The organism is Streptomyces sp. NPDC086554 (assembly GCF_040686095.1).
Taxonomy (GTDB): Bacteria; Actinomycetota; Actinomycetes; order Streptomycetales; family Streptomycetaceae; genus Streptomyces.
This window is the reverse complement of the sequence record NZ_JBFBJK010000004.1, coordinates 310,090-336,766: the sequence shown is the minus strand read 5'-3', so window position 1 is coordinate 336,766 and position 26,677 is coordinate 310,090. Positions and strand designations below refer to the sequence as shown.

Here is a 26,677-nt window from a genome sequence, read left to right as displayed (position 1 = left end):
CTTTATCACGCCAGTTACCCGAACGGTCAACCTGGCTACAGTGTGGCGCAAGTCACATCGAGGGCCGGTGGATTCGGGCTAGATCTTCTTTAGGGTTTGACTACAGGGGGAATTGTTGATCATGTGCGCGTTTTATCGATATGACTCCTCCTGCAGTGCAGACTTCCTAGGAGTGGGAGAGCGTATGAACGGGGAGCACGTTTCGGACACCAATTTCATCGAACGCAGCCGAACAACCATCGAGCGTTCAGCACTCCAGGGTCTGCCCCCCCCCCCCCGGGAGCGCGAAGTGCTCAGCGTCCTGCCGGCCGGTGAGGGGAACCGGGCGCTTGCCAGCCGGCTCGGCATAGCCGAGCGGACCGTGAAGGCACATCTGACCAGCATCACCCGGAAGTTAGGGCTGCGTTCCAGGACAGAGGCCGTGCTCGTGTCGCTGCAATGGGCAGACGACCTCCGCCAGCGCGGACCGAGCACCGACAAACCGTAGCGGCAGGCCACATCGTGAACGACGTCGCCGTCCGGACCCTCCGCATTCCCGATCACGCCGCGGCGGCCGCCGCGCGCGCGGAGGTCCTCGACGCCGACGAGGCCTCGCGCGCCGCGGAGTTCCAGGACTCCGCGGCGCGCGAGCGCTATGTCACCGCGCATGTGGGACTGCGCGTCCTGCTCGGCGCGCGGCTCGAAGTAGCCCCCCAGAGCGTGGAGTTCGTCCGAGAGCCCTGCGGGATGCCCGACTGCGAACTGCCGCACGGCAGGCCCGCCGTCGCGGGCAGACCCGATGTGCGGTTCTCCCTCTCGCATGCAGGGGACTTCGCGCTGTACGCACTTGCGGAATCGCCGGTCGGGGCGGACATCGAGTCGGCCGAGCTGGCACGCGACGGGTTCGCGCGGATGCTGCGCCGTCTGCATCCGGCCGAACAGCAGGCCGTGGCCGCGCTCTCCGTCGAACTGCGCGAGGCGGCGCTGCTCGGCTGCTGGGTGCGGAAGGAGGCCTATCTGAAGGGAATCGGGACGGGGCTGCCGGGCGGAGTCGGCCGCCGACACGTGGGACTGCCCGCGGAGTTCGCCCCGCGCGACGCGCCGCCCGTGCCCGCGGGCTGGTCCGTCGTCGATGTGCCCGCGCCCGACGGATACCGGGCCGCCATCGCCGTACGCAGGCAGGACGGAGCGCCGGACGGGGACGCCCCGCGCCTCCGTGCCGCCGAACTGCGCCTGGAATGACGGCCGTCGCATCACTGCTGCGACTGTCCGGTGGCGCCGACCACCTTGTTGAGCCGGTGCATCCGGGTGGCCAGACTCATCCGGCCCTCAAGACGGAACGCCGGGGGCCGCCGCCCGTCCACGTCGTCGAAGCCGTACTCGGCCGCGAGATCGCCGGTGCTGAGCACCTTCCCCGACCGCTCCATGACGTCCGGGTCGGCGAGCAGCAGGCAGATCGCCCGCCCCACGTACTCCGGCGAGTGCACCACCGAAGCGGGGCCGCTGCCCATCGCCTCCCACGCCGCCTCCACCCGCTCGGTGCGGACGAAGCCCGGGTGCAGGGAGAGCGCCGCGACGCCGCGCTTGCGCAGATCGGACGCGAAACCCCGGCACATGCGGTCGGATGCCGACTTGAAGACGTCGTAGCCGACCTGGCCGAGGTAGATGTCGCCGTCGGAGAAGCTGATGCCGACGACCAGGCCGCTCTGCTGCGGGATCATCAGCGGGGCCAGCCTGCGCGTCACGTCGTACTGCGCGCGCAGCGACCGCTCGAAGAGGTCGTAGCGCCACATGGGCTGCTCCCAGAAGGCCGCGTCGAAGCGGACCTCGGATGAGCGTTCGTAGCCGCCCCAGGCGTTGTTGACCAGCAGGTCGAGGCGGCCCTGGTCGTCGCGCACCCGCTCGGCGAGCGCCTCGTTGTCCGCCTCCACGCCGTGGTCGCAGCGCAGGGCGATGCCCTTGCCGCCGCGCCGGGTGACCTCGTCGGCGGTGTCGTCCACCGTGCCGGGCAGGCCTTCGGTGCGCTCCCCGTCGCGTGTGCTGCGGCCCGTGACGTATACGGTCGCGCCCGCCGCACCGAGCGCGAGCGCGATGCCACGGCCCACGCCACGGCTGGCCCCGGTGACCACGGCCACCTTGCCGCCCAGATCCGGTGGGTTCCAGCCCTCGTTCACAGCAGTTCCTTCCGTTCGCGTTCGTTCACGTTCGCTCCGGCCCGACGGCCGATGTGCCGCTCGCGCTAGCCGAGGTGCGCCGCCGCGTACTCCAGGCTCGTCAGATAGGCCGCCGTGTCGTCGACGTGCCCGATGCCGTACCGCTCGCGCAACTGGGGCATGGAGGTGGGCAGTACGCCGCCGCTGCATCTGGTGACCTCGCTGACGTCCCGCAGCACGGAGAGGTACGAGCGGGTCATCGGGGCGGTGGACGCGATGGCCTCGGGGTCGAGCTCGTCGGCGTTCACCACAGGCGGCAGGGACAGTGCGCGGCCGCGCTCGGCCGCATGTTTGACCAGGAGCTGCAGACAGGTCTCGATGTCCATCGCCTCCGGGCCGTACGTCACCCAGAACTCGCCCTGGTCGTCACCGAGTTCGATGGCACCGAGCACGGCACGGGACAGCAGGTCCTGCGGTACGAAGTCCATGCGGATGCCCGGGTGCGCGGGGATGAAGGGGGCTCTGCCCCGGCCGAGCCAGTCCGACATGAGCTGCACGATCTGGCCCTGCGACGTCCAGCCGGTCGACGAGTCGCCGATGAGGTTGGTGGGCCGGAAGATCGTGTGCGGCACACCGCTGTCGCGCAGGAGTTGCTCCGCACGCTGCTTGGAGCGGATGTAGTTGCGGCAGACGTTGTCCGCGGACAGCTCCACGGGCGCGGTGTCCGCGAGCGCCGCGACGAAGGCGGTGCTCATGAAGTGGACGGTGGCGCCCGCCTGTTGGGCGAAGTCGATGACACGCCGGGTGCCCTCGATGTTGATCGGCTCGTAGCGCTCGGCGGGCAGACCCCACTCGGTCAGGCCCGCGGAGTGGATGACGACGTCGACCTCGCCGGCCAGCGCGGCATAGCTGTCCGCGTCGAGCCCGAAGCGGTCCGCCGTCATGTCGCAGCGCACCGGCGGCTCGGTCGCCTCGGGCACGGGAGCGCTGTGCGTGGCGGCGATGATGCGCGGCCCTTCCCCGTCCCGGGCGTTCTCGCGCAGGACGGAGCGGCCGACGACACCGGACGCCCCGGTGAGCAGGACGGTTCGACGCGCGCTCATGCCCGGGACTCCTTCCAGTCCATGAGCCGCGCCGCGGCGCGGGCGCCGACGTAGAGCGCGGGCTCGGGCGGGAAGGACGCGGGCGGCTTGCGCCGCTCGTCGTCCACGAAGAGCAGCCGGGAGTAGTCGGTGTCCTTGCCGAGCGCCAGGTCGCGCAGGACCTTGCCGCCGGTGTGGGTCGCCGCGATGCCGTTGCCGCAATAGCCGTACCCGTAAAGGATGTTGCCGCCGTTCAGGGTGCCGAAGTGCGGGGCGTAGTCGCGCACGACATCGGCGGTGCCGCCGTATGCGTACGTGAACTCGATGTCGCCCCACATCGGGAAGAACCGCAGGAACTCCTGGCGGATGGCGCGGTAGACCTCGGGACGGTTCATGTTGCGCTGACGCTTGTCGCGGCCGTAGTAGTACGGCGCGGGACCGCCCGCGAACATCAGCCGGTTGTCGTGGGTGAAACGGGCGCAGGTCAGCAGGGACTTGGCCTCGACCAGGCCCTCGCGCCCGGCCCACGCGACGCGGGACAGCTGCTCGTCGGTGAGCGGCTCGCTGACCATCGCGTACGTCCAGATCGGCACGACCTTGTTGCGGAACGGCGGGAAGGCGTCCATGTGCACATTGGTGGCGAGGACGACCTTGTCGGCCTTCACCCGGCCGCCGGCCGTCACGACGGTGGGCCGCACGCCCGGCTCGACGCGCAGGCAGGGCGACTTGTCGTAGATCGTCACGCCCTTGTCGCGTACGACGCGGGCGATGCCGCGGGCGAGCTTGAACGGGTTCACCAGCGCGCCGCCGGTGCGCATGCTCGCGAGCACCGCGGGCGACCCGATGATGTCCTGCGAGTCCTGGCGCGACAGGATCTCCGGCTGCGCCGCGCCCATCCGTTCGGCCAGGTCGCGGTCGTGCTCGAGGCGCTTGAGCTGTGCCTCGTCGGTGGCGACCATCAGGTAGTCATTGGCCTCGTACTCGATGTCTACGCGGTTCCTGCGGGCGAATCTGCCGATTTCCAGAATCGACCTGCCGACCGCCTTCGACGCGTCGAGTGCACGCTGCAGACCGAATTCCTTGACCAGTGCTTGAATGTCTTTGCCGATGGTTGGCGTGACAAATCCGTCGGCGCGACCCGAGGCCCCGTATCCGGAGTGGTTGGCCTCGACGACACGGATGTCTAGCGCGGGCTCCGCCTCCTTGAGGAAGTAGGCGGTCCACAGACCGGTGTACCCACCACCGACAATGCACACATCACATTCGACGGATTCCCGCAGCGGCTCCCCGAGAGTCACCTGCTCCGTGTCGTGCCAATACACGACGTGTTTGTACGCGTTCAATGGTTGCTCCCCGGTCACACGGTCACACGGTCACACGGTCACACGGCTTCGAGGATGATGCGCGACAGACCCAGGTGGCGGTTGGCGAAATGGCCCACCGTCGCACCCAAGTACCGCTCGTAGTTGGCCACGTTCTCCTCGCCCGCGCACTTCACGGCCTGCTCACGGTTGGCGCGCAGCCGGTTCAGCCACTCCTGGCAGGTCCGGCTGTAGTGGTCCGGGTCATTGCGCAGCGAGACGACGTCGAAGCGCTTCTCGCCGGCCTCGATCACTTCCGACAGCGCCGGAATCTCGGACTCCGGAAAGATGATGTCGATGATGAACAGGAGGTCGCGCACGGTCTGCCGGTCCATCCGGACGTTGTTGCCCTTGATGTTCGTCTGCAGCGCCAGGCGTCCGCCCTTGGGCAGCCAGTCGCGGCAGCGCTCGAAGAACTCACGGTAGGCGGCGACGCGTTCGGTCCGGGACAGGCCGGTGCGTGCGAAGTGCTCGAAGGCGCCGATGGAGATGATGGCGTCGTAGCCCTCTTCGGGCTCATGGTCGAGCCAGTTCTCCACCCGAACTTCCGTGCGCGGCAAGGCCAGTTCACGCAACCGCTCCGCCTGGCTGTCGCTGAGCGTCAGGCCGACCGCCTGCTGCACGCCGTGGGTGTGGACGAGCCGGCCGAGCAGGCTTCCCCAACCGCAGCCGACGTCGAGGACCCGGCGGGCGCCGCCGGCCCGCGCACCCTCGATGAGATGGTCGAGCTTGCGCTGCTGCGCGCTCTCCAGGGTGTCGCCCTCGTCCCACAGGGCGCACGTATAGGTGAGATCGGCGTCAAGCCACAGCGCGAAGAAGTCGTTGGAGACGTCGTAGTGGTGCTTGATGGACTCGGCCGTCGCGCCCTGGTAATCGATGGTCACGCCGCGGCGCTGCCCTGCTTGGTCTCCTCCGCCAGCTTCACCAGGTCGGCGACGGTCTTCACGCCCGCGGCCCGGCTCTCGTCGAACTCGATCTCGAGGTCGTCCTCGATGCTGTAGACGATGTCGGCTATTTGCAGGCTCGAAAGACCCACCGAGTCGAACGAGGTCTCGGCGTTGAGCGTAAATGAATTGGCTTTACTGCCGAGCTTCTTGGCGATGCGCGCGCAGACCTCTTCAGCAGTGATCACAGGGCAGCCTTTCCGCTACGAGTGATGGATTGCCTGAGAATTATTGAGCCGCCGTCCGGGATCCAGGACTCGGGAACCTCGACCCTACCGAGGCCAACCGACGGGCCGCCATTGCCCTTTAGGGCATTGCCCTTGCCCGATCCTGATCCTGGTGGCGGAAAGGGGCACGAGGTGTTTTCCGTACTCCGACCCATCTCTGCCCCATCTCTCCGACTCATCCGACAGCTCCGAGGAGACTGTTATGCAGCCCGTCGGCATAGTCGACTTCGGGAGCTATCTGCCCGAGAAGGTCGTGGGCCCCGAGTTCTTCCTGGACGAGAACGCCCCGGTGGACCCGCTCGCCAACACCCCGCTGTTCCGCGTACCACCGGCCCGCCACCATGTCGCCCCGGACGAGCGGGCGTCCGACATGATCGCGAAGGCGGCCCGGCCCATCTTCGAGCGGCTCGGCAAGGAGCCCGCGGGTCAGGTGGATGTGCTCCTGACGAACGTGCTGCTGCCGGACGAGCCCTTCATGGGCGTCGGCGCCCAGGCCGCGCACCGGCTCGGCATCGACCCCGAGTGGATCGTGGACCTGCACAACGGCGGCTGCGCCTCGTTCATGTACATGGTCCAACTGGCCCAGAAAATCATGGCCGACGGCGCCGCGCGCACCGCGCTGATCGCCAATGTGCAGAACACCGCGGGCCAGATGTTCGCCCAGTCCGATGTGCGCACGCAGTCGCACGCGGCGATCCCCGGCGACGGCTGCGGGGTCGCCTATCTGGAGGCCGGCGGCGGTTCGCCGGTGCTCGGCGTGCGGACCCGCTCCATCCCCTCGTACGCCGACGATCTCGGCCTCTCGGCCCCCGACGGCCGCAAGTACTGGGAGCCGGGCACCGGCCAGACGGACATCAGGTTCGACAGCACCAAGACGGCCGAGATCCTGGAGCGCGGCAACAGGCTCGTGCCCGAGCTCGTCTCGGAGCTCTGCACCGACCTGGACGAACAGCCGTCGCTCATCGATGTGCTGGTCACCAACCAGCCCAACCGGATCTTCCTGAAGAACTGGCGCCGGGCCCTCAAGGTCGACGCCGAGCGGCACTTCGACACCTTCGACCGGTTCGGCAACCTCTACGGGGCCGCCGTGCCCATCACTCTCGACCAGGCGGCGCGCGCGGGTGACCTGCGCGACGGCGACCTCGTCGTGATGTCCGGTTTCGCGCACGCCGGAGACTTCGCCGCGGCGGCGGCCGTGCGCTGGAACGCCGCGAACTGAACAGCGCCCGCGTCACCCGCACCCACCAGTCAGTCAACTCCCGGAAGTGAGAGGTACATGGACGGCAGGAAGCATCGCTGGTTCATTCTCGGCGCGTCCGTCATCCCGCTGATCGCCGTGTTAGGAGCCATGGCGCTGCTCTGGAACAAGGTCTTCAGCTGGTCGGACGTCGTCGTCCTGGTCATCATGTACGCGATATCGGGCTTCGGCATCTCCACCGGCTACCACCGCATGCTCACCCATCGGTCGTTCGAGACGTACAAGCCCATCCGCGTCGCGCTCGCCACGGCCGGCGTCATGGCGGGCCAGGGCCCGCCGCTGATCTGGGCGGCCCACCACCGCAAGCACCACCGCGTCGCCGACAAGGAAGGCGACCCGCACAGCCCGCACCTCGACTTCGAGCCGGGCTTCAAGGGCACGATGGCCGGTCTGTGGCACGCCCACCTGGGGTGGCTCTTCAACGTCAACCTCACGTCCGACCCCATGCGTTACTGCCCCGACCTGGTCCGCGAGAAGCCGCTGCGCTGGCTGAGCGAGAACCTCCTGCTCGTCGTCGCGGCCAGCGTCGTGCTGCCCGGCCTGATCGCGTTCGGCATCACCGGCGGCTCCGTCCAGGCGGGCCTGACCGGCATGCTCTGGGGCGGTCTCGTCCGCATCTTCCTCATCAACCACATGACGTACGCGGTGAATTCGATCGGCCACGTCTTCGGCCGCCGCCGCTTCGAGACCACCGACGAGTCGCGCAACGTGGCCTGGCTCTCGATCCCGTCGTTCGGCGAGGCCTGGCACAACAACCACCACGCGTTCCCCCGCTCCGCGCGGCACGGCATGAAGTGGTACGAGATCGACCTCAGCGCCATCCTCATCTGGAGCCTGGAGAAGACCCACCTGGCCTGGAAGGTCGTCCGCATCGACCCCGAGCGGATGACGATGCGCGAGGCCAACATCAGCCGGGTCAGCGGCAGTTCCCTCGACAAGAAGGAGCTCCTGGAGAGCCAGCAGAAGCTCGCCCCCATGGCCGAGCGGGGCCGCGACTCCGACACCTCCCTCGTGGACGTGGAGTAGCACGGGCGACGGCGCACATCAGCAGATCCGCAGATCCACAGATCCGCAGAAATGCAGAGAAGACGGGGAACACGTACATGCAGTTCTTCAACGCCCTGACCAACCCGGCATCGCACGGGGTGCTGCACGAGTGGACCGGCGACGAGTTCGCGCACACACCCTGGCGCGACGTCGTCAAGGACGCGCACGGCATGGCCGCCCGACTGCGCACCCTCGGTGTCGGCCCCGGCACCCGGGTCGCCACCATCCTCACCAACACCCCTGACGCCGTACGGGGGTTGCTCGCGATCTGGCTGGCCGGCGGCGCGGTGGCCTCGCTGCCGCTGCCGACCCGGGGCCAGAGCCACGAGGCGTACGGCGAGCAGCTCGTCGCCCTCTCGGCCCGGCTCGACCCGACGCTCCTGCTCCTCGACGACTGGCTCACGGCCATGGTCCCGCAGGAGCTGAGCCGGCACCTTCCGGTGCACGGCTGGCCCGCACCGGACGGCGCTGCGGGCTCCGGGCGCTTCGAGCCGAGCCCGCCGGGACCGGACGACGTGGCGTTCATCCAGTACTCGTCCGGCAGCACGAGCACCCCCAAGGGGTGCGCCCTGACGACCCGTTCCATCGAGCAGCAGCTGCAGATCATCCTGCATCTGACGGGTGGCAGGCCCGGCGCGGACACGGTCGCGTCATGGCTTCCGCTCTCGCACGACATGGGGATGTTCGGCTGCCTGCTGTACTCGTGGGCGTACGACTTCGACTTCGTGCTCTCATCGCCCGACCGGTTCGGGATGGCCCCGCGGACCTGGTTCCGTGACATGTCGGAGTACGGGGCGACGATGACGGCGGGCACGAGCACCGCCGTGTATCTCGCGGCCCGCGCGCAGGGCCGCGGGACGCTGCCCAAGGAGCTGCGGCTGCGGGCCGCGGTGATCGGCGCGGAGCGGGTCGACTGGGACACCCTCGAAGCGGCCACGGAGAAGTTCCGGCCCTTCGGCCTGACCGACACGGCGTTCCAGCCCGCGTACGGCATGGCGGAGGCGACGCTCGCCGTGACCGGGAAGCCCTGGGACCAGGCGCCCAGGGCGCTCGCCTTCGACGGGCCCGCGCTCGTCGAGGGGGTGGTGACCGAGGTGGCGCCGGACCATCCGCGGGCGACCCGGCTCGTCTCCAACGGCCCCACGCTGCCCGGGGTTTCGGTGTGGGCGGGCGGCTCCGGCACGATCGCGGAGATCGAGGTGGCGTCGCCGAGCCTGGCCGACGGCTACTTCGCCGACCCCGAGCGCACGGCCGCCCGCTTCAAGGACGGCCGGCTGCTCACCGGCGACCTGGGCTTCCAGCGCGACAGCATGTCCTCGGCCGGGCCGACGACATGCTGTCGGTGGGCGGGCGGAAGGTGTACGCATCGGAGATCGAGTCGGCGGTCGACTCGCTGAAGAACGTACGCAAGGGTTGTGCGGCGGTCGTCGACGCGGGCGACTCGGGCATGACGCGGCTCGTGCTGATGCTGGAGCCGCAGGGCAACCCGCGGGACTTCCGGCCCATCGCGGAGGAGGCGGCGTCCCTGGCGATGGACCGGGCCGGGGTCGCGCTCGCGGAGTGCCTGTTCCTGCAGCGGGGCGTGCTGCCGAAGACGCCCAGCGGCAAGATCCAGCGGTTCCGCTGCCGGGCGCTGCTCGACGACGGGCTGCTCGATCCGGTGGCGCGGGTGACGTTCGCCTGACGCGGAGCACGGCGGCCCCCGCTGCCCGGCCCGAAGGCCGGGCAGCGGGGGCCGTTGCCGTCACCTCGTGGCGTTCGCAAGGACTTCCGCGATCTGCCCGCGCACGGCTGCCGCGACGACCTGCATCTGGTCGCTCAGATAGAAATGGCCGCCCGGATAGGTGCTCATCTCGAAGCCGCCGTCCGTGTGCTCGCTCCACGAACGCACCTCGTCCAGGGTCGCCTTGGGATCGTCGTCGCCCACATACCCGCGCACGGGAGCCGCGAGACGGGGGCCCGGGACGTAGCGGTAGGTCTCGGCCGCTTTGTAGTCGTTGCGGATCGCGGGCAGCGCCATCCGCAACAGCTCCTTGTTCTCGAACACCCGCGCGTCGGTGCCGCTGAGCGCCCGCAACTCCGCGATCAGGACCTCCTCGTCGCTCAGATGCACGGCGCGGTCGTCCGCACGCCGCCGGGACGGCGCACGCCGGCCGGAGACGAAGACGACCAGCGGCGTGGCCCCCTTCTCCTCAAGGCGCAGGGCGAGTTCGAAGGCGATCATGGCGCCCAGGCTGTGCCCGAAGATCGCGAGCGGCCGGTCCCCGTAGGGGAGCACCTCGGCGAGCAGCGCGTCGGCCAGGCCGTGGATGGAGTCCACGCCGGGCTCGTCGTCCCGGTCGTGGCGCCCCGGGTACTGGACGGCGAGCACCTCCACGTCGGGGCCGATGGAGCGGGCGAACGGGAGATAGAACGGCGCGGAGCCGCCGGCGTGCGGCAGACACAGCAGCCTCGCCCGCGCGTTGGGGGCAGGGCGGTACCTGCGGATCCACGGGCCGGTCTCGGGTTTCGCGGTCACCTACGTGTCCTTCGGCGCTCAGGCGGTTCGGTCGTACGACGCTCAGGCAATTCTGGCCCTATGACGCTCAAGTCGCGGTAAGGAACGGGGACTCAGGAAACGTCCCGCGTGCGCCGCACCCGCGCCCCGCGCCGTCCGGCCAGTCGGCACCCGAGGCAGTCCTCGTGCCCCTCGCGCGCGGCGTGGTCCCGGGTCCGGGAGGTGCGCAGGCCGACGGGCCGCGGGCCCGGCGGCTTGCCCCAGCCCGCGAGGTGCAGCGCCCATGTGACAAGGAGGGCCACCACCATGATGGCGAGCCCGAGCCAGATCCCCGGGTCCCAGCCGGTGACGCCCATTCCGGCGACCAGGGCCCCGACCGTGCCGATCGTGCAGCCGACCCAGCCGGCGATGGTGTGACCGTCGTCGTGCGTGCTCACGTGCCTGCCTCCTCGCGCCGCCGGTGCCCCCGCGCCACGGCGCGCCGTGGTCGAGCCACCGGCGCAAGACCTATGATGCCTTAGCAAGTGAGGAATTTATCTTACGCACTAAGAGGTTTCAATGGAGGGCAAGGACCGCCCCGCCGCCTCCGTCCAGGACGTGCTCGGCGCGATGGACGACCTCGTCACGACGAGCGTCATCGGACAGCAGGAATTCGCCCGCAACCTGGGCCTGAGCGTCACGGACCTCGCCTGCTTCTCGTACATCCTGCAGGCCGGGGACTCCCCGGTGACCGCGGGCGATCTGGCCGGGCGTGCGCATGTGACGACGGGTGCGGTGACCGGCATCATCAACCGCCTGGAGCGCGGCGGGTTCGTCACCCGGCAGCCGGACCCCGCCGACCGGCGCCGGGTGCGCGTCACCGCCCTGCCGGCCGCGGCCGAGCGGGTGCGGAGCGTCTACGGCCCGTACTACGCACTCCTGGAAGAACTCTTCGCGGACTACACACCCGAAGAGATCGCCGTGCTCTCCGACTGGTGCACGCGCGCGAGCGCGCTGGCGCGCACCTACGTCGACGACTCCTGCGAGACCTGACCGCCGCCCGCGCCGTCCTCAGCACGGCGCACCGGCGGCAGCGAAAAGGTCCCGTCGAAGACCGCGGCGCGCGGCGTATACATCCGCACCACAGGACGGAAGCGCCCTTCGGGCGTGGGCAGCCAGTTGGCGGCCGTCTTGTCGTCGGCGGGCCGCCCGGCCTGGAGGCGCAGCGTGAGCGAGCCGTCGTCCCCGTGGGCGAGACCCGGGGTGCGATCGCCGATCGAGTACCGGTCGACGGGATTGTCGACCAGGTGGTAGTCCGGCAGGTCGTACATCGTGACCGACCAGAAGGCGTCGACGGGCGGCGGCTTCTCGAACCGCAGCGTGTAGGAGCGCGACCCGTCGAGCGGCTCGCCGTCCGCGTCGTTCCACGTCACCGCGTACGCCGCTTCGTACCCGTGATTGCCCCAGAGCCCGGCACGGGCGGCCGCAGCACGCATCACATGCCCCAACTCCCGGTCCTTGCACACCCATTGGGGATCCTTGAGCGTGCCGACCTCGAAGTGATCGGCGTTGTAGTCGAACGCGTGATACGCCAGCTTCCACCCGTTCTGCTCAGGAGCCCCACCCTCCGTCGTGGCCTGCTCGACCTGCTCCTTGCCCGCGGCGAATCCGGCGCGCAGCGCCTCGGCGAGCTCGGGCGTGGCCTGCCCGTACGGGCTCTGCGGGTCAAGGAGGCCGAGCGGGGCGAACCTCTGCTGATACGCCACCTCGGGCGCCGCGGGCGGAAAGGCCGCCATCCGCGCCCGCAGCTTCTCGAAGAACAGCAGCTCCGGCTCGCCGTCGGGGGTGTACGCGTGCGTCGGCAGACCCACGGGCTCGCCGGACGCCGTCCAGTACGGCTCGAGGAGCGTCTCCTCCTGAAGCTCCCGCACCGCCGCCACGTCGTCGGGCCCCGAGCAGGCCCACCGCCCGACGATCGTCGCCACCGTCGTCGGCACGGAGATCCGGGTGGCACCGGCGGGCACGACCTCCTCCCACCCCGGCGGCGTGAGCAGAAAACTCGCCGCCCCGGTGCCGGTCGCCCGGCGCCCCACGTACGCGAAATTATTGGTCCAGGCGTCCACGAACTGCAGGACGTAGTAGCGCCCTGCGGTGTCCGGCACGGTGAGCAGCAGCGGCCCGCCGGACAGGTCGATCTGCGCCATGGAGTACAGCGTGTCGTTGTTGACGCTCACGAAGCTGTCGCCGGGCCCGGCGAGCTTGCTGCCGTGGCTGAACTCGTTGAAGGGGGCGGGCGCCACCGAGGCCATGCCCTTGCGGGTGAAGCGGTCGACTTCATCGAGGCTGAGCACCATCGGGGAGCCGTACACATAAGCCTCGGCCGCCAGCGCCTGCAGATCGGTCATGCCCCGTCCCCGAAGCGCCGCTCGAACTTCGCCACCTGGCCCTCGGAGTCCACAGCACGGGCCCGGCCCGTGTAGAACGGGTGGCTCTCCGCCGAGATCTCCGGATATCCGGTCTGCTTGTCCTGGGTCATTCCTCCAGAGTTCCCGCGGTACGGCTTCCTGGCGAGCCTGGAGGCGCCAGGCGGGGTACTCAGTGGTCTGTGATCCGGACCCTGTTGAGCACCGTCGGACGGACCTCGAAGGGGATCCGCACCGGCTACCGGCACGGCTTCGACAGCGGCACGATGCTGGACTACGTATACGTGAACCGGGCCCGTGGCCTGCTCGGCATCGGCCGCCTCATCGACCGCGTCTACCTGAACGCCATCGGCTGGCGCGCCATCCGCGCCCGCCGGGACCTGCTGCAGGAGGTCCTGCGGCAGGAGATCGCGCGACGCCCCGGCCGAGAGGTGTTCATCCTGGACGTGGCGGCGGGCCCCGGCCGCTACCTTCAGGACCTGATCGCCCCGTACCCGCCCGGCCGGGTCCGCGTCCTCTGCCGGGACCTGGCGGGCCCTGGCCTGTGGCAGGGGGAACGACTGGCCCGCGAGCGCGGACTCCAGAACATCGCGTACGAAATGGGCGACGCGCTGGCTCCCCGAACACCGGCGGAGGGCCCACCGGACGTCATCGTGGTCTCGGGCCTGTACGAGCTCCTGCTCGACGACGCGACGATCCAACGTTCCCTCAACCGCCTCCGGACCCTCCTGGCCCCCGGCGGAACACTCGTCTTCACAACACAGACGCACCACCCGCAACTGGACTTCATCGCCAACGTCCTGCCGAACCGGAACGGCGACCTGTGGGTCATGAAGTGCCGCCCGGCCGAAGAGCCGGAGTCCTGGGCCAAAGCCGCAGGCTTCACGGCCACATCAACCCGCAGCGAAAAGCTGGGCCTCTTCACGGTCACAACCTGCACGACCACCTGACGGGGAGACCTGCACCTGATCACGTACAACCACTACGCCCGACCACTACGCCGATGCCCGCTTCTTGGGCGCAGCCTTCTTCGTCGCGGCCTTCTTCGCCGACGTCGACTTCGTAGCGGTCGACTTCGTGGCCGTCGACTTCGTAGCGGTCGACTTCGTAGCGGTCGACTTCCTGGCGGCTGCCTTCTTAGTGGTCTTCTTCGCCGCCGAAACGGACTTCTTCCCACCCACCTGCTTGGGCGCGGCCGGAGCCCGCTTCCGACGCGAGGACAGCGACGTGACCTCGGCCGCCTCCTCCTTCCCCTCCTTCCCCTCCTCGCCCCGCGCACTCCGCGCCGCACGCACACTGCTCTCCAGCGCGGCCATCAGGTCGATGACCTTGCCGCCGCCCCCACCCACAGCCGCCGGCTCCGCCGGAGTCTTGCCCTCCGCCTTGGAGGCGATGAGTTCCTCCACCGCCGCGCGGTAGTCGTCGTGGAGGGACGACATGTCGACCTCGCCGAGCGTGTCCATCAGGGCGTCCGCCAGATCCAGTTCCGCGTCACGGATCTTGACCTCGGTTTCGGGTGCGACCCCTTCGGGGGCCCGGATCTCGTCCGGCCACAGAAGACCGTGCATCGCGATGACGTCGTCCACCACCCGCAGCATCCCGAGCCGCTCCCGCCCCCGCAGCGCGTACTTGGCGATCGCCACCTTCTGGCTGCGCTTCAGCGCCTCCCGCAGCAGCGTGTACGGCTTGGCTGCAGGCACCCCGTTCGCCGACAGGTAGTACGCCGCGTCCATCTGCAACGGATCGATCCGATCACCCGGCACGAAGGCCACGATCTCGATCGTCTTGGCGGTCGGAATGGGCAGCGATGCCAGATCCGAGTCGGTGATCGGGATCATCGACCCGTCCGCCTCCTCGTACGCCTTGCCGATCTCGGCGGACGTCACCTCCTTCTCCTCCAGCTCGCACACCTTGCGGTAGCGGATCCGGCCGCCGTCCTCCAGATGGATCTGCCGGAAGGAGACCGAGTGGCTCTCGGTGGCGTTCACGAGCTTGATCGGGATGCTGACAAGACCGAAGGAGATCGCACCGTTCCATATGGATCGCACGTCAGGCACCTCTCAGCCGACGAGTACTTTCGGGGGCACTTCGGGGTGACACTTCGGGGTGGTTTGTTCCGATTCATGCGACTCTCATGGTATGACGCCGATCACCGAGGTGGAGGGGCGGCGGCTGGCCCTCAGCAATCTGGAGAAGGTGCTGTACCCGGCCACGGGCTTCACCAAGGGCGAGATGCTGCACTACTACGCCAGCACGGCGGGCTCCCTCCTCGCCCACCTCTACAACCGCCCGGTCTCCTTCCTCCGCTTCCCGGACGGCCCGGACGGCCAGCGCTTCTTCGCCAAGAACGTGCCCCCGGGCACCCCGTCCTGGGTGCGCACCGCCGACGTGCCGCGCTCGGACGGGAACGCCCGGCAGATCGTCGTCAACGACCTCGCCACCCTCATGTGGGCCGCCAACCTCGTCACGGAGTTCCACACACCGCAGTGGCAGGCGGACGCCCCCGCCATGGCCGACCGCCTTGTCCTCGACCTGGACCCCGGCGCCCCCGCCACGGTCGTCGAGTGCTGCCGGGCCGGCCTCTGGCTGCGGGACCGGCTCCGGGCCGACGGCCTGTACGTGTACGCGAAGACCTCGGGCTCCAAGGGCCTGCACCTGCTCTGCCCGCTGGAGCCGACGCCGTCCGATGACGTCACCGCGTACGCGAAGGGACTCGCCAAGGACGCCGAGCGCGCGCTGCCCGCCCTTGTCGTCCACCGGATGGCCAGGAACCTGCGCCCCGGCAAGGTCTTCGTCGACTTCAGCCAGAACGCCGCTGCGAAGACGACTGCCACGCCGTACACCCTGCGCGCCCGCCGGGAGCCGACCGTCTCCACCCCCGTGACCTGGGAGGAAGTGGAGGAGTGCGGCACCCCGGAGCAGCTCGACTTCCGGGCGGCGGACATCGCGCCACGCCTTCAGCGGTACGGGGATCTGCTTGGCCCACTCATCAACGCGAACCGCGCCCGGCCGCTCCCCCGATCGGGTCCCTCATGATCACCCTTCCGGTCAAGGTCGCCCTCGCCGAGTCCGTCACCTCGCTGCCCGAGGGGGCCGGCTGGGCCTTCGAGCCCAAGTTCGACGGGCATCGGATCGTCGTCATCGCCGAGCGCCGCCGGGTGATGCTGCAGGCCCGGTCGGGCCGGCTGGTCACCACCGCGTTCCCCGACCTCGCCGAGGCCGCGCGCCGGCTGCCCGCGGGGACCGTGCTCGACGGCGAGGTCGTCGTCTGGGTCGACGAGGGCATCGACTTCGGGGCCGTGCAGCAGCGCGCCAACGCCACACGCGCGCGTGCCGCCCTGCTCGCGCGCGAAATCCCCGCCTCTTACGCCGCCTTCGATCTGCTCGCCGAGGACGGCGACGACTGCCGCGCCCTGCCGTACGAGGAGCGGCGCGCACGCCTCGTACGCATCCTCGGACCGCTCGGCCCGCCCCTGCAGCCCGTGCCGATGACGACCGACCGCGAGCTCGCCCTGACCTGGTACGAGACCCTGACCGCCACCGGCGTCGAAGGTCTGGTGATCAAGCGGCTCGACGGGGCCTACCGGGGCGGCGCGCGGGCATGGCTGAAGCTGCGGCACAGCGACACCCGGGACGCGGCCGTCATCGGCTTCACGGGGAGCCGGGCCCGGCCGCACGCGCTGGTGCTCGTGCTGCCGGGCGACGGCACGCCCGTGGTGTCGTCGCCGCTGTCTCCCGGACTGCAGACTGCTGCCGCGGCCGCGCTGCCCGAGGCGAAGGGCGAGGGGACGGCGACCGCCATCGGGATCGGCGAGGTCACCTACGCCGCCCTGCCGTCCGACCCGCCCGTCACCGTGGAGGTCCGGCAGAACACGACCCGGCACGCGACGGCGACGGTGGTCCGCTTCCGCTGACCGACCCCGTCGACCTCAACGCAAGAGTGACCCACATCACTGCTAATCAAGTTTGACTAGTGGGCGATTCGAGCATACCTTCCTTCGTAAGTAGTCAAGCTTGATGAGGAGACCGCGTGACCTTTCTGCCCGAGACCGGATACGTCCCGACCGACGAGGACCGCGCGAGCCTGACCGCCTGGTTCGCCGAGTACGACGCACACAGCGCCAAGCGCGATGTGGAGCGCATGGCCGATCTGGCCGTCTTCCCGCTCAACCTGGTCAGCGACGACTCCGCGGGCGACGCGCGCTCCGCGCAGTGGGACCGGGAACAGTTCGTCGCGACCATGACGCATGTGATGGGCGACGGGAGCGAGGACATCACCTTCGAGTCCACGCGCACGCCCGTCTTCCTCTCCCCCGCCATGGCCGTGGTCTTCACCGACTCGGTCATGACCGCGAACGGCGAGACGCAGCAGCTGCGGTACGCCGACATCCTGGTGAAGCGGGGCGGCGCCTGGGCCTTCCAGACGATGATCCAGGGCGGCTGGGGGGACAACCTGTGAGGCGTTAGACCCGCAGCCAGGTGTGGCGGTCGCGTGCCATCGCGTGCAGCGCCGCCACATCGGCCGGTTTCAGGACGCCGCCGGTGCCCGCGAGGGAGGAGACCTCCTCGTCGCGCACGATCCGCACCCCGCGCGGCGGCTCGGCCACGGCGATGTCCGCCGCCCCGGACACGGCGAGCACCGGGCGGATCTCGGCGGTCAGCGCGAAGGACGCCCGGTCCACGTCGGCGCGCAGCTCCCGCAGGAGCGGCCGCGGGTCCGCGCGGCCGACCGCGACCATCGGGTCGGCGATCCGCACCCGCTGCTTGCGGGCCGCGAGCGTACGGATGGCGAAGAGGCCGCCGGGGCCGATCACCAGATGGTGGATGCGGGCGCCGCCGGGCAGCGGGACCGAGTGCAGGGTGTTCCAGCCCGCCGCTTCCAGGCCGTCGAGCACCTCGCCGACGGCCTGCTCCGCCGCGAGCGCGCGGCGCCGCGGGTCGGCGCGCAGCCTGCGGGCGGGCGCCGGGTCGCGGTCCAGGGCGATCAGGAGGGCCTCGCCGGGGCGGTTCGGGGCGAGGTCGTCGTCCGGGTGGAGCGCGAGGCGTGCCAGTTCGGACGGGGTCGGCACGGCTGGCGGGCCGACCGAAAAGTCGCCGGTCAGGAACGGGGCGAGGACATGCAGGACGTCATCCCTGCGGTCCTCGCTCAGCAGGTTCACGCGGGCCGATTCCCTGTCGTACCAGGCGACGTTCCTGCCGTCCGCGAGGCAGACGTACAGCCTTTCCTGGCCGTGGCGCCAGGCCGGTATGACGCGCAGTCCTGTCATGCCATCACCCCTCGACCATGGGACCAGCCGGGGCGCGCCTTGGGCAATACGCAGACCGTGCCCGGCGGGCGGCTCCGACGAACAAGCATTTCCCGCCCACCCACCCGGGCACCCCGCGTATCTACCGGGCACGCCGCGTATCTATGGGTCGTCGTTACATAGCCGCCGAATCGCCGCAACGGCGGACATTTAACCTCGCAGGAGTCCCCCACGCACCGTAGGAGCCTCCGTGAGCACGCCCACCGAAGAAGCCGCCGTCGAAGCCCCCGCCAAGCGCCGCCCCACCGCCCGTATCGTCGCCGCCGCCGTGCTGACCGGTGCGCTCGGCGTCGGGCTCATCGCCTGCGGGCAGGGGTCCGGCGATCCCGCGCCGGACGTGAAGGTGAACAACGCCGCCACCGCTCCTGCCTCGCAGCCCCGGGCCCCGCTGGAGAAGTCCCGGCCGACAGGGCTGCGGATACCGGCCGCCGGCGTCGACGCGACGTCGATGCTCGACCTGGGTGTGGGCGCGGACGGGGCGCTCGACGTGCCGCCCGTCGACAAGGCGGAGGAGCCCGGCTGGTGGACCGGAGGTGTCACCCCCGGCGAGAAGGGGGCGGCCGTCCTTGTCGCGCACTACGACACGGCACGGGGCCCCGCGCTGATGAAGGATGTGGCAAAGGTCAGAATGGGGGACGAGATCGAGGTGCCGCGGGCCGACGGCAGCACCGCGACCTTCAAGGTGCGGGAGATTCAGCAGGTGGACAAAAAGAACTTCCCCACCCATAAGGTGTACGGGGCGACCGACCGGCCCGAGCTGCGCCTGCTGACCTGTGGCGGACCGATCAAGAATGGTCACCGCACCGACAACATCATTCTCTACGCCGATCTCGCGCCGTAGCCCATCCCGCAGGCAGGAGTGCAGTGAACCGGAGCCGTCTCGCGCTCGTCGCCGCCCTCAGCCTGTCCGCGGTGCTGCTGGCCGGCGGCTGCGGCGACCCCGGCGACCTGCGCAGCGCGGGCCCGACGCCCACCGCCGACGGCCCCACCCACCTGTGGCCGAAGCTGCCGCCCCCGTCGGCGCCCGCCGAGGACTACGGCGTCATAGAGAGTCTGCCGGTCAAGGGCGTCCACGTACCGGACGGAGATCTGCACAAGGTCGATCCGGTCACCGTCGCACGGACCGACTTCGACAAGAATCCGGGGCTCTACAGCCGCTCCGACGACACGTACAAGGAAACCCTCGCCAAGCTCCGGACCTGCGGCCACGGCAGCGACGACGACTGCCCCGTGCTCAAGGCCTACTACCGCGACCTCACCGGCGACGGGAGGGACGACCTCATCGTCGGCATCCGGCTGGTCGAGGGGCACGACGAGAATCTGGACATCCGCGCCTACGCCCTGGAGAAGCGGCAGTTGACCCAGATCATGGAGACGGGTGACGCGGTCCTCGGTGTCGAGCTGGCCGGCCATGACGTGATCATCCGCGCCGTCTCGAGCCAGCCGGGGTACGAGTACCGCACCGTCTGGGCCTGGGACTCCCACCAGAAGACGATGCTGCCGACGAGCGACGAGATCGTACGGTCCACGGACGCCCCTTCGGCCAAGCCCACCAAGAAGCCGACGAAGACGCCGACAGAGACGCCGACAGAGACGCCGAGGGAGAAGCCCGCCCCCACGCCCTCCCCGAGCGACAGCTCATGAGTCACGCGCAGCCGCGCGGGCCGCGGCTCCCCGCCTGGACGGCGACCCTCACCTGGAAGGCCGCGCTCTTCATCGTGGTCATGTGCTGCGCGCTCGCCGCGCTGCTCGGCGCGCTCGTCCATGTCTCGGTGACCAACCAGACCGTGGGCCAGGCCCGCGAACGCGCCCTCACCCGGCTCGAGGACGTCACCAAGGCGTACGAGGCGGGCGACCGGATGGGACCCGGCGCGGGCGTCGACCCGCCCGGTCTGCCCCCGCGGCTGCGTGAACTGGCGATCGGCGGCGAGCGGGCGACGATGGTCGGCCCGCACGGCGGCTCCCGGCCGACGATGTGGGCCGCGGGTCCCGCCGACGGCGGCCGTGCCATCGCCGTGGAGGTCGACTACGCCCAGGGCGCCCGCACCATCGACGGGCTCGACCGGGCGATCCTCGGCTCGTCGGTGCTCGCCATCGGGGCGACGCTCCTGGTCGGCGCGTTCGCCGTGACACGGGTGACGCGGCGCCTTCACCAGACGGCGACGGTGGCGCGCCGGATCAGCGGGGGCGACCTGGACGCCCGGGTGAACGATCCGCGGACGCAGGAGCCGCAGCGGCATCAGGACGAGGTGGCGGCGGTCGCAGGAGCCCTCGACACGATGGCGTCCTCGATACAGGGCAAGCTGCAGAGCGAGCAGCGGTTCACCGCGGATGTCGCGCACGAGCTGCGCACCCCGCTGACCGGTCTGCACGCGGCGGCCGAGCTGCTGCCGCCGGGCCGGCCCACCGAGCTGGTGCGCGACCGGGTGGCCGCCCTGCGCACCCTCACCGAGGACCTCCTGGAGATCTCCCGGCTCGACGCGAAGAGCGAGCGGGTCGAGCTCGACGACCACCATCTCGCCCCACTGGCCGAGCGTGCCGTGCGAGGTTCCGGGCTCGGGGCCGAGCTCGTCGTCGTACGCGATGTCTGTGTCCTGACCGACCGTCGGCGCCTGGAGCGGGTGCTCGGAAATCTGCTGTCCAACGCCGGCAAGTACGGGCGGCAGCCCGTCGTCGTGACGGTCGACGGGCCGGTCGTCTCGGTGCGCGATCACGGCGACGGTTACCCCGACTACCTGGTGGAACACGGGCCGCAGCGGTTCCGCACGGAGGGCACGAGCAAGGGTCACGGGCTCGGTCTGACGATCGCTCTGGGGCAGGCGGCGGTCCTCGGCGCGAGCCTCACCTTCGCGAACGCGGTGGACGGCGGCGCGGTGGCGACGCTGACGCTGCCGTACGCGGAGTCCGACGCGACCGGCACCAAGGGTGCCGACGGGACGGTCTGACGGGCGGTTTGACGCCGCGTGACCTTTTGCGCGCACACCGTGCCACTTTTAGTGTGAATTGCGGCCTATGGGTCGCTCTGGTCCTATGCCATCACTAGAGGAGGCCCCATGTCCCTTCGGCCCACCGCGACCCTCACCCGGCTCGGCATAGCCGCCGCCGGCGGCGCACTCGCCGCGCTCACCGTCACCGGCCCCGCCATCGCGGCCGACGGTGCGAACAACGATCACCCGCGCCTCTACAAGGGTCGCGTCACGGCCAAGTCGGGGCTGCTGCTCCGCACCGCTCCCACCCGCGGCAGCCGGGTGATCCGCAGCGAGCCGTACGGCAAGGTCGTCCACATCTTCTGCAAGACGACCGGCGACACGGTGCACCACAACAACCGCTGGTATCTGCTCACCGACGGCACCTGGGCGTGGGGCTCCGCCCACTACATCAAGAACATCGGGCCCGCCCCCCGCTGGTGCTGACGTATCGCAAGGGCACGGTGACATAGACGGACATGAGGGCCTATCGCTTGCTACGTTCCGGGCATGACCGGAACAACAGTGGGCTCGGCACCACCCTCCGTACCCGCTGTTCGCGTCCCCCGGCGCCGTGGCACCGAACTCGCCCTGATCGTCATGGCCGTCCTGCTTTCGGTCTACGGCTACTGCGATGTCGGCCTCGCCAAGAACGGCACCGTCCCGCCCGGCGCCGCCGGTTACGGCGCCGGGCTCGGGGTGCTCGCGCTCCTCGCCCATCTCGCGGTCCGCTTCCGCGCGCCGTACGCCGATCCGCTGCTGCTCCCGATCGCCGTGCTGCTCAACGGCCTTGGTCTGGTGCTCATCTACCGGCTCGACCTGGAGACACCGGGCGACGAGGCGGCGCCCACCCAACTCGTCTGGTCCACGGTCGGCGTGGCGCTCTTCATCGCCGTAGTGGTGTTCCTGCGCGACCACCGCGTGCTCCAGCGGTACGCGTACATCTCCGTCGTCGCCGCGCTGATCCTGATGATCGTGCCGATCTTCTTCCCGGCCGTGAACGGCGCCCGGATCTGGATCAGGATCGGCGGATTCTCCATCCAGCCGGGCGAGTTCGCGAAGATCCTGCTCGCGATCTTCTTCGCCAGCTATCTGGCCGCCAACCGCAACGCGCTCGCCTACACCGGCCGCACCGTCTGGAAGCTGAAACGGCTCCAGCTGCCGACCGGCCGGGTGCTCGGCCCGATCGTGGCGATCTGGCTGCTCAGCGTCGGGGTCCTCGTCCTCGAACGGGACCTCGGGACCTCGCTGCTCTTCTTCGGGCTCTTCGTGATCCTGTTGTACGTGGCCACCGGGCGCACCGGCTGGATCGCGGTCGGCCTGCTGCTCGCCGGGGTCGGCGCGTTCGCGGTCGGCTCGCTCGAACCCCACGTACACAGCCGGGTCGAGGACTGGCTGCGCCCCTTCGCCTCCATCGACGCGGGCGAGGGGCCGAACCAACTCGCCCAGTCCCTCTTCGCGTTCGCGGCCGGCGGCATGCTCGGCACCGGGCTCGGGGACGGGCACTCCATCCTCATCGGCTTCGCCGCGAAGTCCGACTTCATCCTGGCGACCGCGGGCGAGGAGCTCGGCCTCGTCGGACTCACCGCGATCTTCCTTCTTTACGCCCTTCTGGTGGAGCGCGGCTTCCGGGCCGGGCTTGCCCTGCGGGACGCCTTCGGGCGGCTGCTCGCGGTGGGGCTCGCCTCGATCGTCGCGCTCCAGGTGTTCGTGATCGCGGGCGGCGTGACCGGTCTGATCCCGCTCACCGGCATGGCGATGCCCTTTCTCGCGCAGGGCGGCTCGTCGGTCGTCACCAACTGGATCATCGTGGCGCTGCTCATCCGGGCCAGCGACTCGGCACGCAGCCAGCCCCTCCCCCCGGAGCCCTCGTGACCCGGTACATCCGCCATGCCGCCGCCTTCTGCGCGCTGCTGCTGATCGCCCTGCTCGTGAACGCGACCCGGGTCCAGATCGTGCAGTCCGACTCCCTCGACGAGAACCCGGCCAACCGCCGCCAGGCCATCACCCGGTTCGGCCAGCCGCGCGGCGACATCATGGTCGACGGCCACGCGGTGACCGGCTCCAAGGACACCGGGGAGCAGCTGCGCTATGAACGGACGTACAAGAACGGCCCGTTGTACGCGCCGGTGACCGGCTTCGCCTCGCAGGTCTACGGCACGACCCTCCTGGAGAACGCCGAGGACGACATCCTCTCCGGCACCGACCCGATGCTCGCCCCGCTCCCCTTCTGGAACGATGTCAGCCGCGACCAGAACCCCGGCGGCAAGGTGCAGACGACGATCAAGGCGGCGGCGCAGCAGGCCGCGTACGCCCGGCTCGGCGGCAAGAAGGGTGCCGTCGCGGCGATCGAGCCGTCCACCGGGAAGATCCTCGCCCTGGTGAGCACGCCCAGTTACGATCCCGAGCGGCTCTCCGGCACCAGCTCGTCGGTGGCGAAGTCCTGGGCGGCGCTGAACAACAGCGCCGACAAGCCGATGCTGAACCGCGCGATCCGTCAGACGTATCCGCCCGGTTCGACGTTCAAGGTGGTGACGGCCGCGGCGGCCCTGGACTCGGGAACGGTCACTGACCTCGACGCCGCCACGAAGTCCCCCAGCCCCTACAGGCTGCCCGGCACCACCACGAAGCTGACGAACGAGGTCGAGGGCTGCACGAACGCGCCCCTCCGGTACGCCTTGGAGTGGTCCTGCAACACGGTCTTCGCCAAGCTGGGAGCGGACACGGGCCTCGACGACATGGTGAGCACGGCGCGGAACTTCGGCTTCAACGACACCGGCCTGAAGATCCCTTCCTCCGTCGCGGCCAGCAACTTCGACACGTCCATGGACCAGGCGCAGCTCGCGCTCTCCTCCATCGGCCAGTACGACACCCGGGCCACGCCGCTGCAGATGGCGATGGTCTCGGCGGCCGTGGCCAACGGCGGCTCGGTCCAGTCCCCCTACCTGGTGGACCGCACGACCACCGACGACGGCGACGTGGTGGCCACCCACGGCACCGAGACCCTCCGCCGGGCGATGAACCCCGCAACGGCGATGCAGCTGCGGGAGCTGATGACCGACGTCGTCGAGGAGGGCACCGGCACGAACGCGGCGATCCCCGACGTGACGGTCGGCGGCAAGACGGGCACGGCCCAACACGGCATCGACAACTCCGGTACGCCGTACGCCTGGTTCATCTCCTGGGCCCAGAAGCAGGACCGGGCGGAGCCCTCGGTGGCGGTGGCGGTGGTGGTGGAGGACGCGGCGGCGGACCGCGGGGACATCAGCGGGGGCGGCAGCGCGGCGCCGATCGCGAAGGCTGTGATGGAGGCGGTCCTGGACGGGTCGTAGTCGTCATCCGTCGAATGTCATCCGGGTACGTGGGCGGCAGCCGGTTGCTGCTGCGGCTCCTGGAGGAGCGCGGCGGGCAGCGCCACATACGCGGTGATGCCGGACCCTTCGGTGGGGCGGAGCTCGACGTGGGCGCGGAGGCGGGCCGCGAGGGTGCCGACGACGTAGTGGCCGAGGAACCGGGTGGGTGCGATGAGGAAGGGCTCGCGGCCCGAGAGGCGGGCGTTGGATCGGGTCAGGTTCTCCTCCGTCATGCCGATGCCGCGGTCGACGACGGCCAGGCAGTACTCGGTGCCGTCGCGCCAGCCGTAGATCTCCACGGGGTGCAGCGGCGGGCTGAACACCAGGGCGTTCTCGATGAGTTCGGCGAGGAGATGGGAGACCTCGGCGACGGCGTGCCCGCGGATGCGGGCGCCCTCGACCTCCACGGTGCGCACCCTCTGGTACTGCTCGACCTCGGCGACCGCGGACTGCACGACCTCGCTCACGGGGACGGTGCCGGGCCAGGCGCGGGGCGGGCTCTCCTCCCCGGCGAGGACGAGGAGGGACTCGGCATTGCGGCGCATCCGTGTGGCGAGGTGGTCGAGTTCGAAGAGTTCGGCCAGGGCGTCGGGGTCGAGTTCCTGGCTCTCCAGGGTGGTGATGAGGCCCAGTTGGCGACCGAGCAGGGCCTGGTTGCGGCGGCCGAGGCTGGCGAGGGACTCGGTGCTGTTGCGGCGCAGGACGACCTGTTCGCCCGCGAGGTCGGTGGCGGTGCGTTCGACGTTGGCGAGAGCGGCGGCGAGGCGGGTGATCTCCCGTGCGCTGCCGGGGTGTTGGGGTCCGTCCGCGGCCTTGTGGGTGATCTCGTCGTCCGCTTCGGCCTCCTGGATGCGTCGTACGGCGTCGGGAAGACGGCTGCCCGCGACGGCGTCGGCCTCGTCGGCGAGGGCGCCGAGCGGCCGGGTGATGGAGCGCGCGGAGAACAGGGCGAGCGCAGTGGCGACGACGAGGATGAGCCCGCCGAGCGCAAGGAATCCCGCGAGCTGGCGGGTGGCCTCAGTGCCGCTGTCGGCGGCGTGGGCGCGGACGTCGTCGCCGACCTGGCGCTGCACGTCGTGCAGATCGTCGACGAGGGTGGTCATCGCCGTCCACCAGCGGGCGGGGTCGACATCGAGGGCGGAGCGGTCGGCGCCGCCCTCGGCGCGCTTCTCGTAGGCGGAGACGCGCCGGGCGGCGTCGGTCCTGAAGACGCGGTCGAGGGCCGACTTCTGCTCCGGTGCGGCGAGTTCGGCGTACTGGTGCAGGGCGGCGAGGCGCGTGGCGCGCAGCTCGGTGAAGTCCAGGTACTCGCCGGTGCGGAAGCGGCCCGCGGCGAACACGCCGTTGAGGGAGCCGCGTTCGAGGGCGACGGCTTCGGTGGCGCGACTCAGGGATTGCAGGGCTCCGGTGCCGTCGGTGACGCGGCGGTCGGTGGCCGCGGTCGTGCGGGCGGGGGCGGACGGTACGTCCAGGAGCGCGGTGACGGCTTCGGTGTAGAAGGCGAGGGTGCGGGAGCGGCTCGCGGTGCCGTCGTCGACGTCGCTGCGGGTGGTGGTGAGGGTGGCGAGCGGAAGGAGGGCGTCCTGGACGGCGGCGGCGGTGGATTTCGCGTCGTCGGCGCTCTCGTCGGAGAGTATCGCTCCCAGTTCGGAGCGGGCGTCATCGGTACGCTCCCGCTGCGCGGCCACGTCGTCGCGGTACTGCCCCGCCCCGCCCAACAGGCCGTTGGTGAGGCCGCGTTCGCGCTGCAGCTCACGGACCAGGTCCTGCGCGCGCAGCAGGACGGCGACCTGATCGCCGGCCTCCCGGGCGGCGGACCAGTCCTCCGCCCGGTCGGCGACACCGAGTCCGGTGAGCGCGAGCAGCAGGCAGGTCGGCACGGCGAGCACGACGGCCACCCGGCCGCGGATGCTGCCCCAGCCCGGCAGGGCGCGGGCGGCCAGGGTGTGGAGTCGGAGGGTTCGGGCGGTGTGTCCGGCGCGGTCGGGCCGGTGGGCTGCGTTCCCCGTCATGCCAGGCGACGGTAGAGAGCCCCTGTCCGGCCTACGGTTTCGCGGCCGTAAGGCATCGGTTCCCAGGCCCTCACCCCGTGGCCGCGACGG

Annotated in this window: 28 protein-coding genes and 1 pseudogene; 17 read left to right on the top strand and 12 right to left on the bottom strand. The window is 70.3% G+C overall.

Features of this window, described 5'->3' with window-relative positions:
* Window positions 1–184: 184 nt before the first annotated feature.
* A complete protein-coding gene (locus tag AB0O76_RS08805; protein WP_365486864.1) occupies window positions 185–487 on the top strand; it encodes a helix-turn-helix transcriptional regulator in 303 nt (100 codons plus the stop codon).
* A gap of 14 nt (window positions 488–501) precedes the next feature.
* Window positions 502–1,221, top strand: a complete 720-nt coding sequence (locus AB0O76_RS08800; RefSeq protein ID WP_365486862.1) for a 4'-phosphopantetheinyl transferase superfamily protein — start codon at window positions 502–504, stop codon at window positions 1,219–1,221.
* A gap of 11 nt (window positions 1,222–1,232) precedes the next feature.
* Here the strand turns inward: AB0O76_RS08800 and AB0O76_RS08795 are convergent, their stop codons facing one another.
* The 5 genes from AB0O76_RS08795 to AB0O76_RS08775 form a co-directional block, all read right to left on the bottom strand.
* Complete coding sequence (locus AB0O76_RS08795; RefSeq protein ID WP_365486860.1) at window positions 1,233–2,153, bottom strand: SDR family NAD(P)-dependent oxidoreductase; 921 nt, start codon at window positions 2,151–2,153, stop codon at window positions 1,233–1,235.
* A gap of 65 nt (window positions 2,154–2,218) precedes the next feature.
* Complete coding sequence (locus tag AB0O76_RS08790) at window positions 2,219–3,235, bottom strand: SDR family oxidoreductase (protein WP_365486858.1); 1,017 nt, start codon at window positions 3,233–3,235, stop codon at window positions 2,219–2,221.
* Window positions 3,232–4,557, bottom strand: a complete 1,326-nt coding sequence (locus tag AB0O76_RS08785; RefSeq protein WP_365486856.1) for an FAD-binding oxidoreductase — start codon at window positions 4,555–4,557, stop codon at window positions 3,232–3,234. The genes AB0O76_RS08790 and AB0O76_RS08785 overlap by 4 nt, the downstream gene beginning before the upstream one ends.
* Before the next feature lie 38 nt (window positions 4,558–4,595).
* Window positions 4,596–5,459, bottom strand: a complete 864-nt coding sequence (locus tag AB0O76_RS08780) for a cyclopropane-fatty-acyl-phospholipid synthase family protein (RefSeq protein WP_365486854.1) — start codon at window positions 5,457–5,459, stop codon at window positions 4,596–4,598.
* Window positions 5,456–5,707, bottom strand: a complete 252-nt coding sequence (locus AB0O76_RS08775; protein WP_365486852.1) for an acyl carrier protein — start codon at window positions 5,705–5,707, stop codon at window positions 5,456–5,458. Before AB0O76_RS08775 ends, AB0O76_RS08780 begins: the two co-directional genes overlap by 4 nt.
* 241 nt (window positions 5,708–5,948) lie before the next feature.
* Between AB0O76_RS08775 and AB0O76_RS08770 the strand changes: the two genes are divergently transcribed.
* The 4 genes from AB0O76_RS08770 to AB0O76_RS08755 all read left to right on the top strand — a co-directional run bounded on the left by AB0O76_RS08770 (window position 5,949) and on the right by AB0O76_RS08755 (window position 9,735).
* The gene (locus AB0O76_RS08770; RefSeq protein ID WP_365486850.1) at window positions 5,949–6,965 is read left to right on the top strand and encodes a 3-oxoacyl-[acyl-carrier-protein] synthase III C-terminal domain-containing protein; all 1,017 of its coding nucleotides are present in this window, start codon (window positions 5,949–5,951) and stop codon (window positions 6,963–6,965) included.
* A 57-nt stretch (window positions 6,966–7,022) separates the two neighbouring features.
* Window positions 7,023–8,030 (top strand): acyl-CoA desaturase, encoded by a 1,008-nt coding sequence (locus AB0O76_RS08765; RefSeq protein WP_360767278.1) that lies wholly within the window; start codon window positions 7,023–7,025, stop codon window positions 8,028–8,030.
* Window positions 8,031–8,107: 77 nt separating this feature from the next.
* Window positions 8,108–9,448, top strand: coding sequence for an AMP-binding protein (locus tag AB0O76_RS08760; protein ID WP_365486848.1), 1,341 nt, complete (start codon window positions 8,108–8,110; stop codon window positions 9,446–9,448).
* Window positions 9,409–9,735, top strand: coding sequence for a hypothetical protein (locus AB0O76_RS08755; RefSeq protein WP_365486846.1), 327 nt, complete (start codon window positions 9,409–9,411; stop codon window positions 9,733–9,735). The genes AB0O76_RS08760 and AB0O76_RS08755 overlap by 40 nt, the downstream gene beginning before the upstream one ends.
* A gap of 60 nt (window positions 9,736–9,795) precedes the next feature.
* Here AB0O76_RS08755 and AB0O76_RS08750 read toward each other — a convergent pair whose 3' ends face one another.
* Both AB0O76_RS08750 and AB0O76_RS08745 read right to left on the bottom strand, forming a co-directional pair.
* Entirely contained in the window at window positions 9,796–10,569 is a 774-nt protein-coding gene (locus tag AB0O76_RS08750) for an alpha/beta fold hydrolase (protein ID WP_365486844.1), read from the bottom strand.
* A 92-nt stretch (window positions 10,570–10,661) separates the two neighbouring features.
* On the bottom strand, window positions 10,662–10,985 hold the full coding sequence (locus AB0O76_RS08745) for an HGxxPAAW family protein (protein WP_365486842.1): 324 nt from the start codon (window positions 10,983–10,985) through the stop codon (window positions 10,662–10,664).
* Between the two features lie 121 nt (window positions 10,986–11,106).
* Here AB0O76_RS08745 and AB0O76_RS08740 point away from each other — a divergent pair, with 121 nt between their 5' ends.
* A complete protein-coding gene (locus AB0O76_RS08740) occupies window positions 11,107–11,580 on the top strand; it encodes a MarR family transcriptional regulator (RefSeq protein WP_365486840.1) in 474 nt (157 codons plus the stop codon).
* Here AB0O76_RS08740 and AB0O76_RS08735 read toward each other — a convergent pair.
* Both AB0O76_RS08735 and rpmE read right to left on the bottom strand, forming a co-directional pair.
* Window positions 11,553–12,932, bottom strand: a complete 1,380-nt coding sequence (locus tag AB0O76_RS08735) for a DUF1254 domain-containing protein (protein ID WP_365486838.1) — start codon at window positions 12,930–12,932, stop codon at window positions 11,553–11,555. The genes AB0O76_RS08740 and AB0O76_RS08735 overlap by 28 nt on opposite strands.
* A pseudogene (gene rpmE, locus AB0O76_RS08730) lies at window positions 12,929–13,033 on the bottom strand (50S ribosomal protein L31); the annotation flags it as partial. The gene AB0O76_RS08735 and the pseudogene rpmE, both read right to left, overlap by 4 nt.
* On the opposite strand from rpmE, the gene AB0O76_RS08725 reads away from it, so the two are divergent.
* Entirely contained in the window at window positions 13,013–13,900 is an 888-nt protein-coding gene (locus AB0O76_RS08725; RefSeq protein WP_365486836.1) for a class I SAM-dependent methyltransferase family protein, read from the top strand. The pseudogene rpmE and the gene AB0O76_RS08725 overlap by 21 nt on opposite strands.
* A gap of 45 nt (window positions 13,901–13,945) precedes the next feature.
* Here AB0O76_RS08725 and AB0O76_RS08720 read toward each other — a convergent pair whose 3' ends face one another.
* On the bottom strand, window positions 13,946–14,998 hold the full coding sequence (locus AB0O76_RS08720; RefSeq protein ID WP_365486834.1) for a Ku protein: 1,053 nt from the start codon (window positions 14,996–14,998) through the stop codon (window positions 13,946–13,948).
* A 91-nt stretch (window positions 14,999–15,089) separates the two neighbouring features.
* On the opposite strand from AB0O76_RS08720, the gene ligD reads away from it, so the two are divergent.
* The 3 genes from ligD (at window position 15,090) to AB0O76_RS08705 (ending at window position 17,409) form a co-directional block, all read left to right on the top strand.
* The gene (gene ligD / locus AB0O76_RS08715; RefSeq protein ID WP_365486832.1) at window positions 15,090–15,986 is read left to right on the top strand and encodes a non-homologous end-joining DNA ligase; all 897 of its coding nucleotides are present in this window, start codon (window positions 15,090–15,092) and stop codon (window positions 15,984–15,986) included.
* A complete protein-coding gene (locus tag AB0O76_RS08710) occupies window positions 15,983–16,864 on the top strand; it encodes an RNA ligase family protein (RefSeq protein WP_365486830.1) in 882 nt (293 codons plus the stop codon). Before ligD ends, AB0O76_RS08710 begins: the two co-directional genes overlap by 4 nt.
* 116 nt (window positions 16,865–16,980) lie before the next feature.
* On the top strand, window positions 16,981–17,409 hold the full coding sequence (locus tag AB0O76_RS08705) for a DUF4440 domain-containing protein (RefSeq protein WP_365486828.1): 429 nt from the start codon (window positions 16,981–16,983) through the stop codon (window positions 17,407–17,409).
* Between the two features lie 4 nt (window positions 17,410–17,413).
* Here AB0O76_RS08705 and AB0O76_RS08700 read toward each other — a convergent pair whose 3' ends face one another.
* A complete protein-coding gene (locus AB0O76_RS08700; RefSeq protein ID WP_365486826.1) occupies window positions 17,414–18,217 on the bottom strand; it encodes a nuclease-related domain-containing protein in 804 nt (267 codons plus the stop codon).
* 229 nt (window positions 18,218–18,446) lie between these two features.
* Between AB0O76_RS08700 and AB0O76_RS08695 the strand changes: the two genes are divergently transcribed.
* The 6 genes from AB0O76_RS08695 to AB0O76_RS08670 all read left to right on the top strand — a co-directional run bounded on the left by AB0O76_RS08695 (window position 18,447) and on the right by AB0O76_RS08670 (window position 24,554).
* Window positions 18,447–19,097, top strand: a complete 651-nt coding sequence (locus AB0O76_RS08695; RefSeq protein WP_365486824.1) for a class F sortase — start codon at window positions 18,447–18,449, stop codon at window positions 19,095–19,097.
* A gap of 23 nt (window positions 19,098–19,120) precedes the next feature.
* Complete coding sequence (locus tag AB0O76_RS08690; protein WP_365486822.1) at window positions 19,121–19,900, top strand: hypothetical protein; 780 nt, start codon at window positions 19,121–19,123, stop codon at window positions 19,898–19,900.
* Complete coding sequence (locus AB0O76_RS08685) at window positions 19,897–21,201, top strand: HAMP domain-containing sensor histidine kinase (protein WP_365486820.1); 1,305 nt, start codon at window positions 19,897–19,899, stop codon at window positions 21,199–21,201. The genes AB0O76_RS08690 and AB0O76_RS08685 overlap by 4 nt, the downstream gene beginning before the upstream one ends.
* Before the next feature lie 108 nt (window positions 21,202–21,309).
* Window positions 21,310–21,669, top strand: coding sequence for an SH3 domain-containing protein (locus tag AB0O76_RS08680; RefSeq protein ID WP_365486818.1), 360 nt, complete (start codon window positions 21,310–21,312; stop codon window positions 21,667–21,669).
* A gap of 63 nt (window positions 21,670–21,732) precedes the next feature.
* A complete protein-coding gene (locus AB0O76_RS08675; protein ID WP_365486817.1) occupies window positions 21,733–23,097 on the top strand; it encodes an FtsW/RodA/SpoVE family cell cycle protein in 1,365 nt (454 codons plus the stop codon).
* Window positions 23,094–24,554, top strand: a complete 1,461-nt coding sequence (locus AB0O76_RS08670) for a penicillin-binding transpeptidase domain-containing protein (protein WP_365486815.1) — start codon at window positions 23,094–23,096, stop codon at window positions 24,552–24,554. The genes AB0O76_RS08675 and AB0O76_RS08670 overlap by 4 nt, the downstream gene beginning before the upstream one ends.
* Window positions 24,555–24,571: 17 nt before the next feature.
* Here AB0O76_RS08670 and AB0O76_RS08665 read toward each other — a convergent pair whose 3' ends face one another.
* Window positions 24,572–26,587 (bottom strand): nitrate- and nitrite sensing domain-containing protein, encoded by a 2,016-nt coding sequence (locus AB0O76_RS08665; protein ID WP_365486813.1) that lies wholly within the window; start codon window positions 26,585–26,587, stop codon window positions 24,572–24,574.
* Between the last annotated feature and the right edge of the window lie 90 nt (window positions 26,588–26,677).

Excerpts from the sequence above, each read along its gene's own strand:
- AB0O76_RS08765 (WP_360767278.1), top strand. The coding sequence starts at position 7,023 with ATGGACGGCAGGAAGCATCGCTGGTTCATTCTCGGCGCGTCCGTCATC.
- AB0O76_RS08790 (WP_365486858.1), bottom strand. The coding sequence starts at position 3,235 with ATGAGCGCGCGTCGAACCGTCCTGCTCACCGGGGCGTCCGGTGTCGTC.
- AB0O76_RS08710 (WP_365486830.1), top strand. The coding sequence starts at position 15,983 with ATGATCACCCTTCCGGTCAAGGTCGCCCTCGCCGAGTCCGTCACCTCG.
- AB0O76_RS08805 (WP_365486864.1), top strand. The coding sequence starts at position 185 with ATGAACGGGGAGCACGTTTCGGACACCAATTTCATCGAACGCAGCCGA.
- AB0O76_RS08680 (WP_365486818.1), top strand. The coding sequence starts at position 21,310 with ATGTCCCTTCGGCCCACCGCGACCCTCACCCGGCTCGGCATAGCCGCC.
- AB0O76_RS08675 (WP_365486817.1), top strand. The coding sequence starts at position 21,733 with ATGACCGGAACAACAGTGGGCTCGGCACCACCCTCCGTACCCGCTGTT.
- AB0O76_RS08685 (WP_365486820.1), top strand. The coding sequence starts at position 19,897 with ATGAGTCACGCGCAGCCGCGCGGGCCGCGGCTCCCCGCCTGGACGGCG.
- ligD (WP_365486832.1), top strand. The coding sequence starts at position 15,090 with ATGACGCCGATCACCGAGGTGGAGGGGCGGCGGCTGGCCCTCAGCAAT.
- AB0O76_RS08740 (WP_365486840.1), top strand. The coding sequence starts at position 11,107 with ATGGAGGGCAAGGACCGCCCCGCCGCCTCCGTCCAGGACGTGCTCGGC.
- AB0O76_RS08700 (WP_365486826.1), bottom strand. The coding sequence starts at position 18,217 with ATGACAGGACTGCGCGTCATACCGGCCTGGCGCCACGGCCAGGAAAGG.
- AB0O76_RS08735 (WP_365486838.1), bottom strand. The coding sequence starts at position 12,932 with ATGACCGATCTGCAGGCGCTGGCGGCCGAGGCTTATGTGTACGGCTCC.
- AB0O76_RS08665 (WP_365486813.1), bottom strand. The coding sequence starts at position 26,587 with ATGACGGGGAACGCAGCCCACCGGCCCGACCGCGCCGGACACACCGCC.
- AB0O76_RS08760 (WP_365486848.1), top strand. The coding sequence starts at position 8,108 with ATGCAGTTCTTCAACGCCCTGACCAACCCGGCATCGCACGGGGTGCTG.
- AB0O76_RS08770 (WP_365486850.1), top strand. The coding sequence starts at position 5,949 with ATGCAGCCCGTCGGCATAGTCGACTTCGGGAGCTATCTGCCCGAGAAG.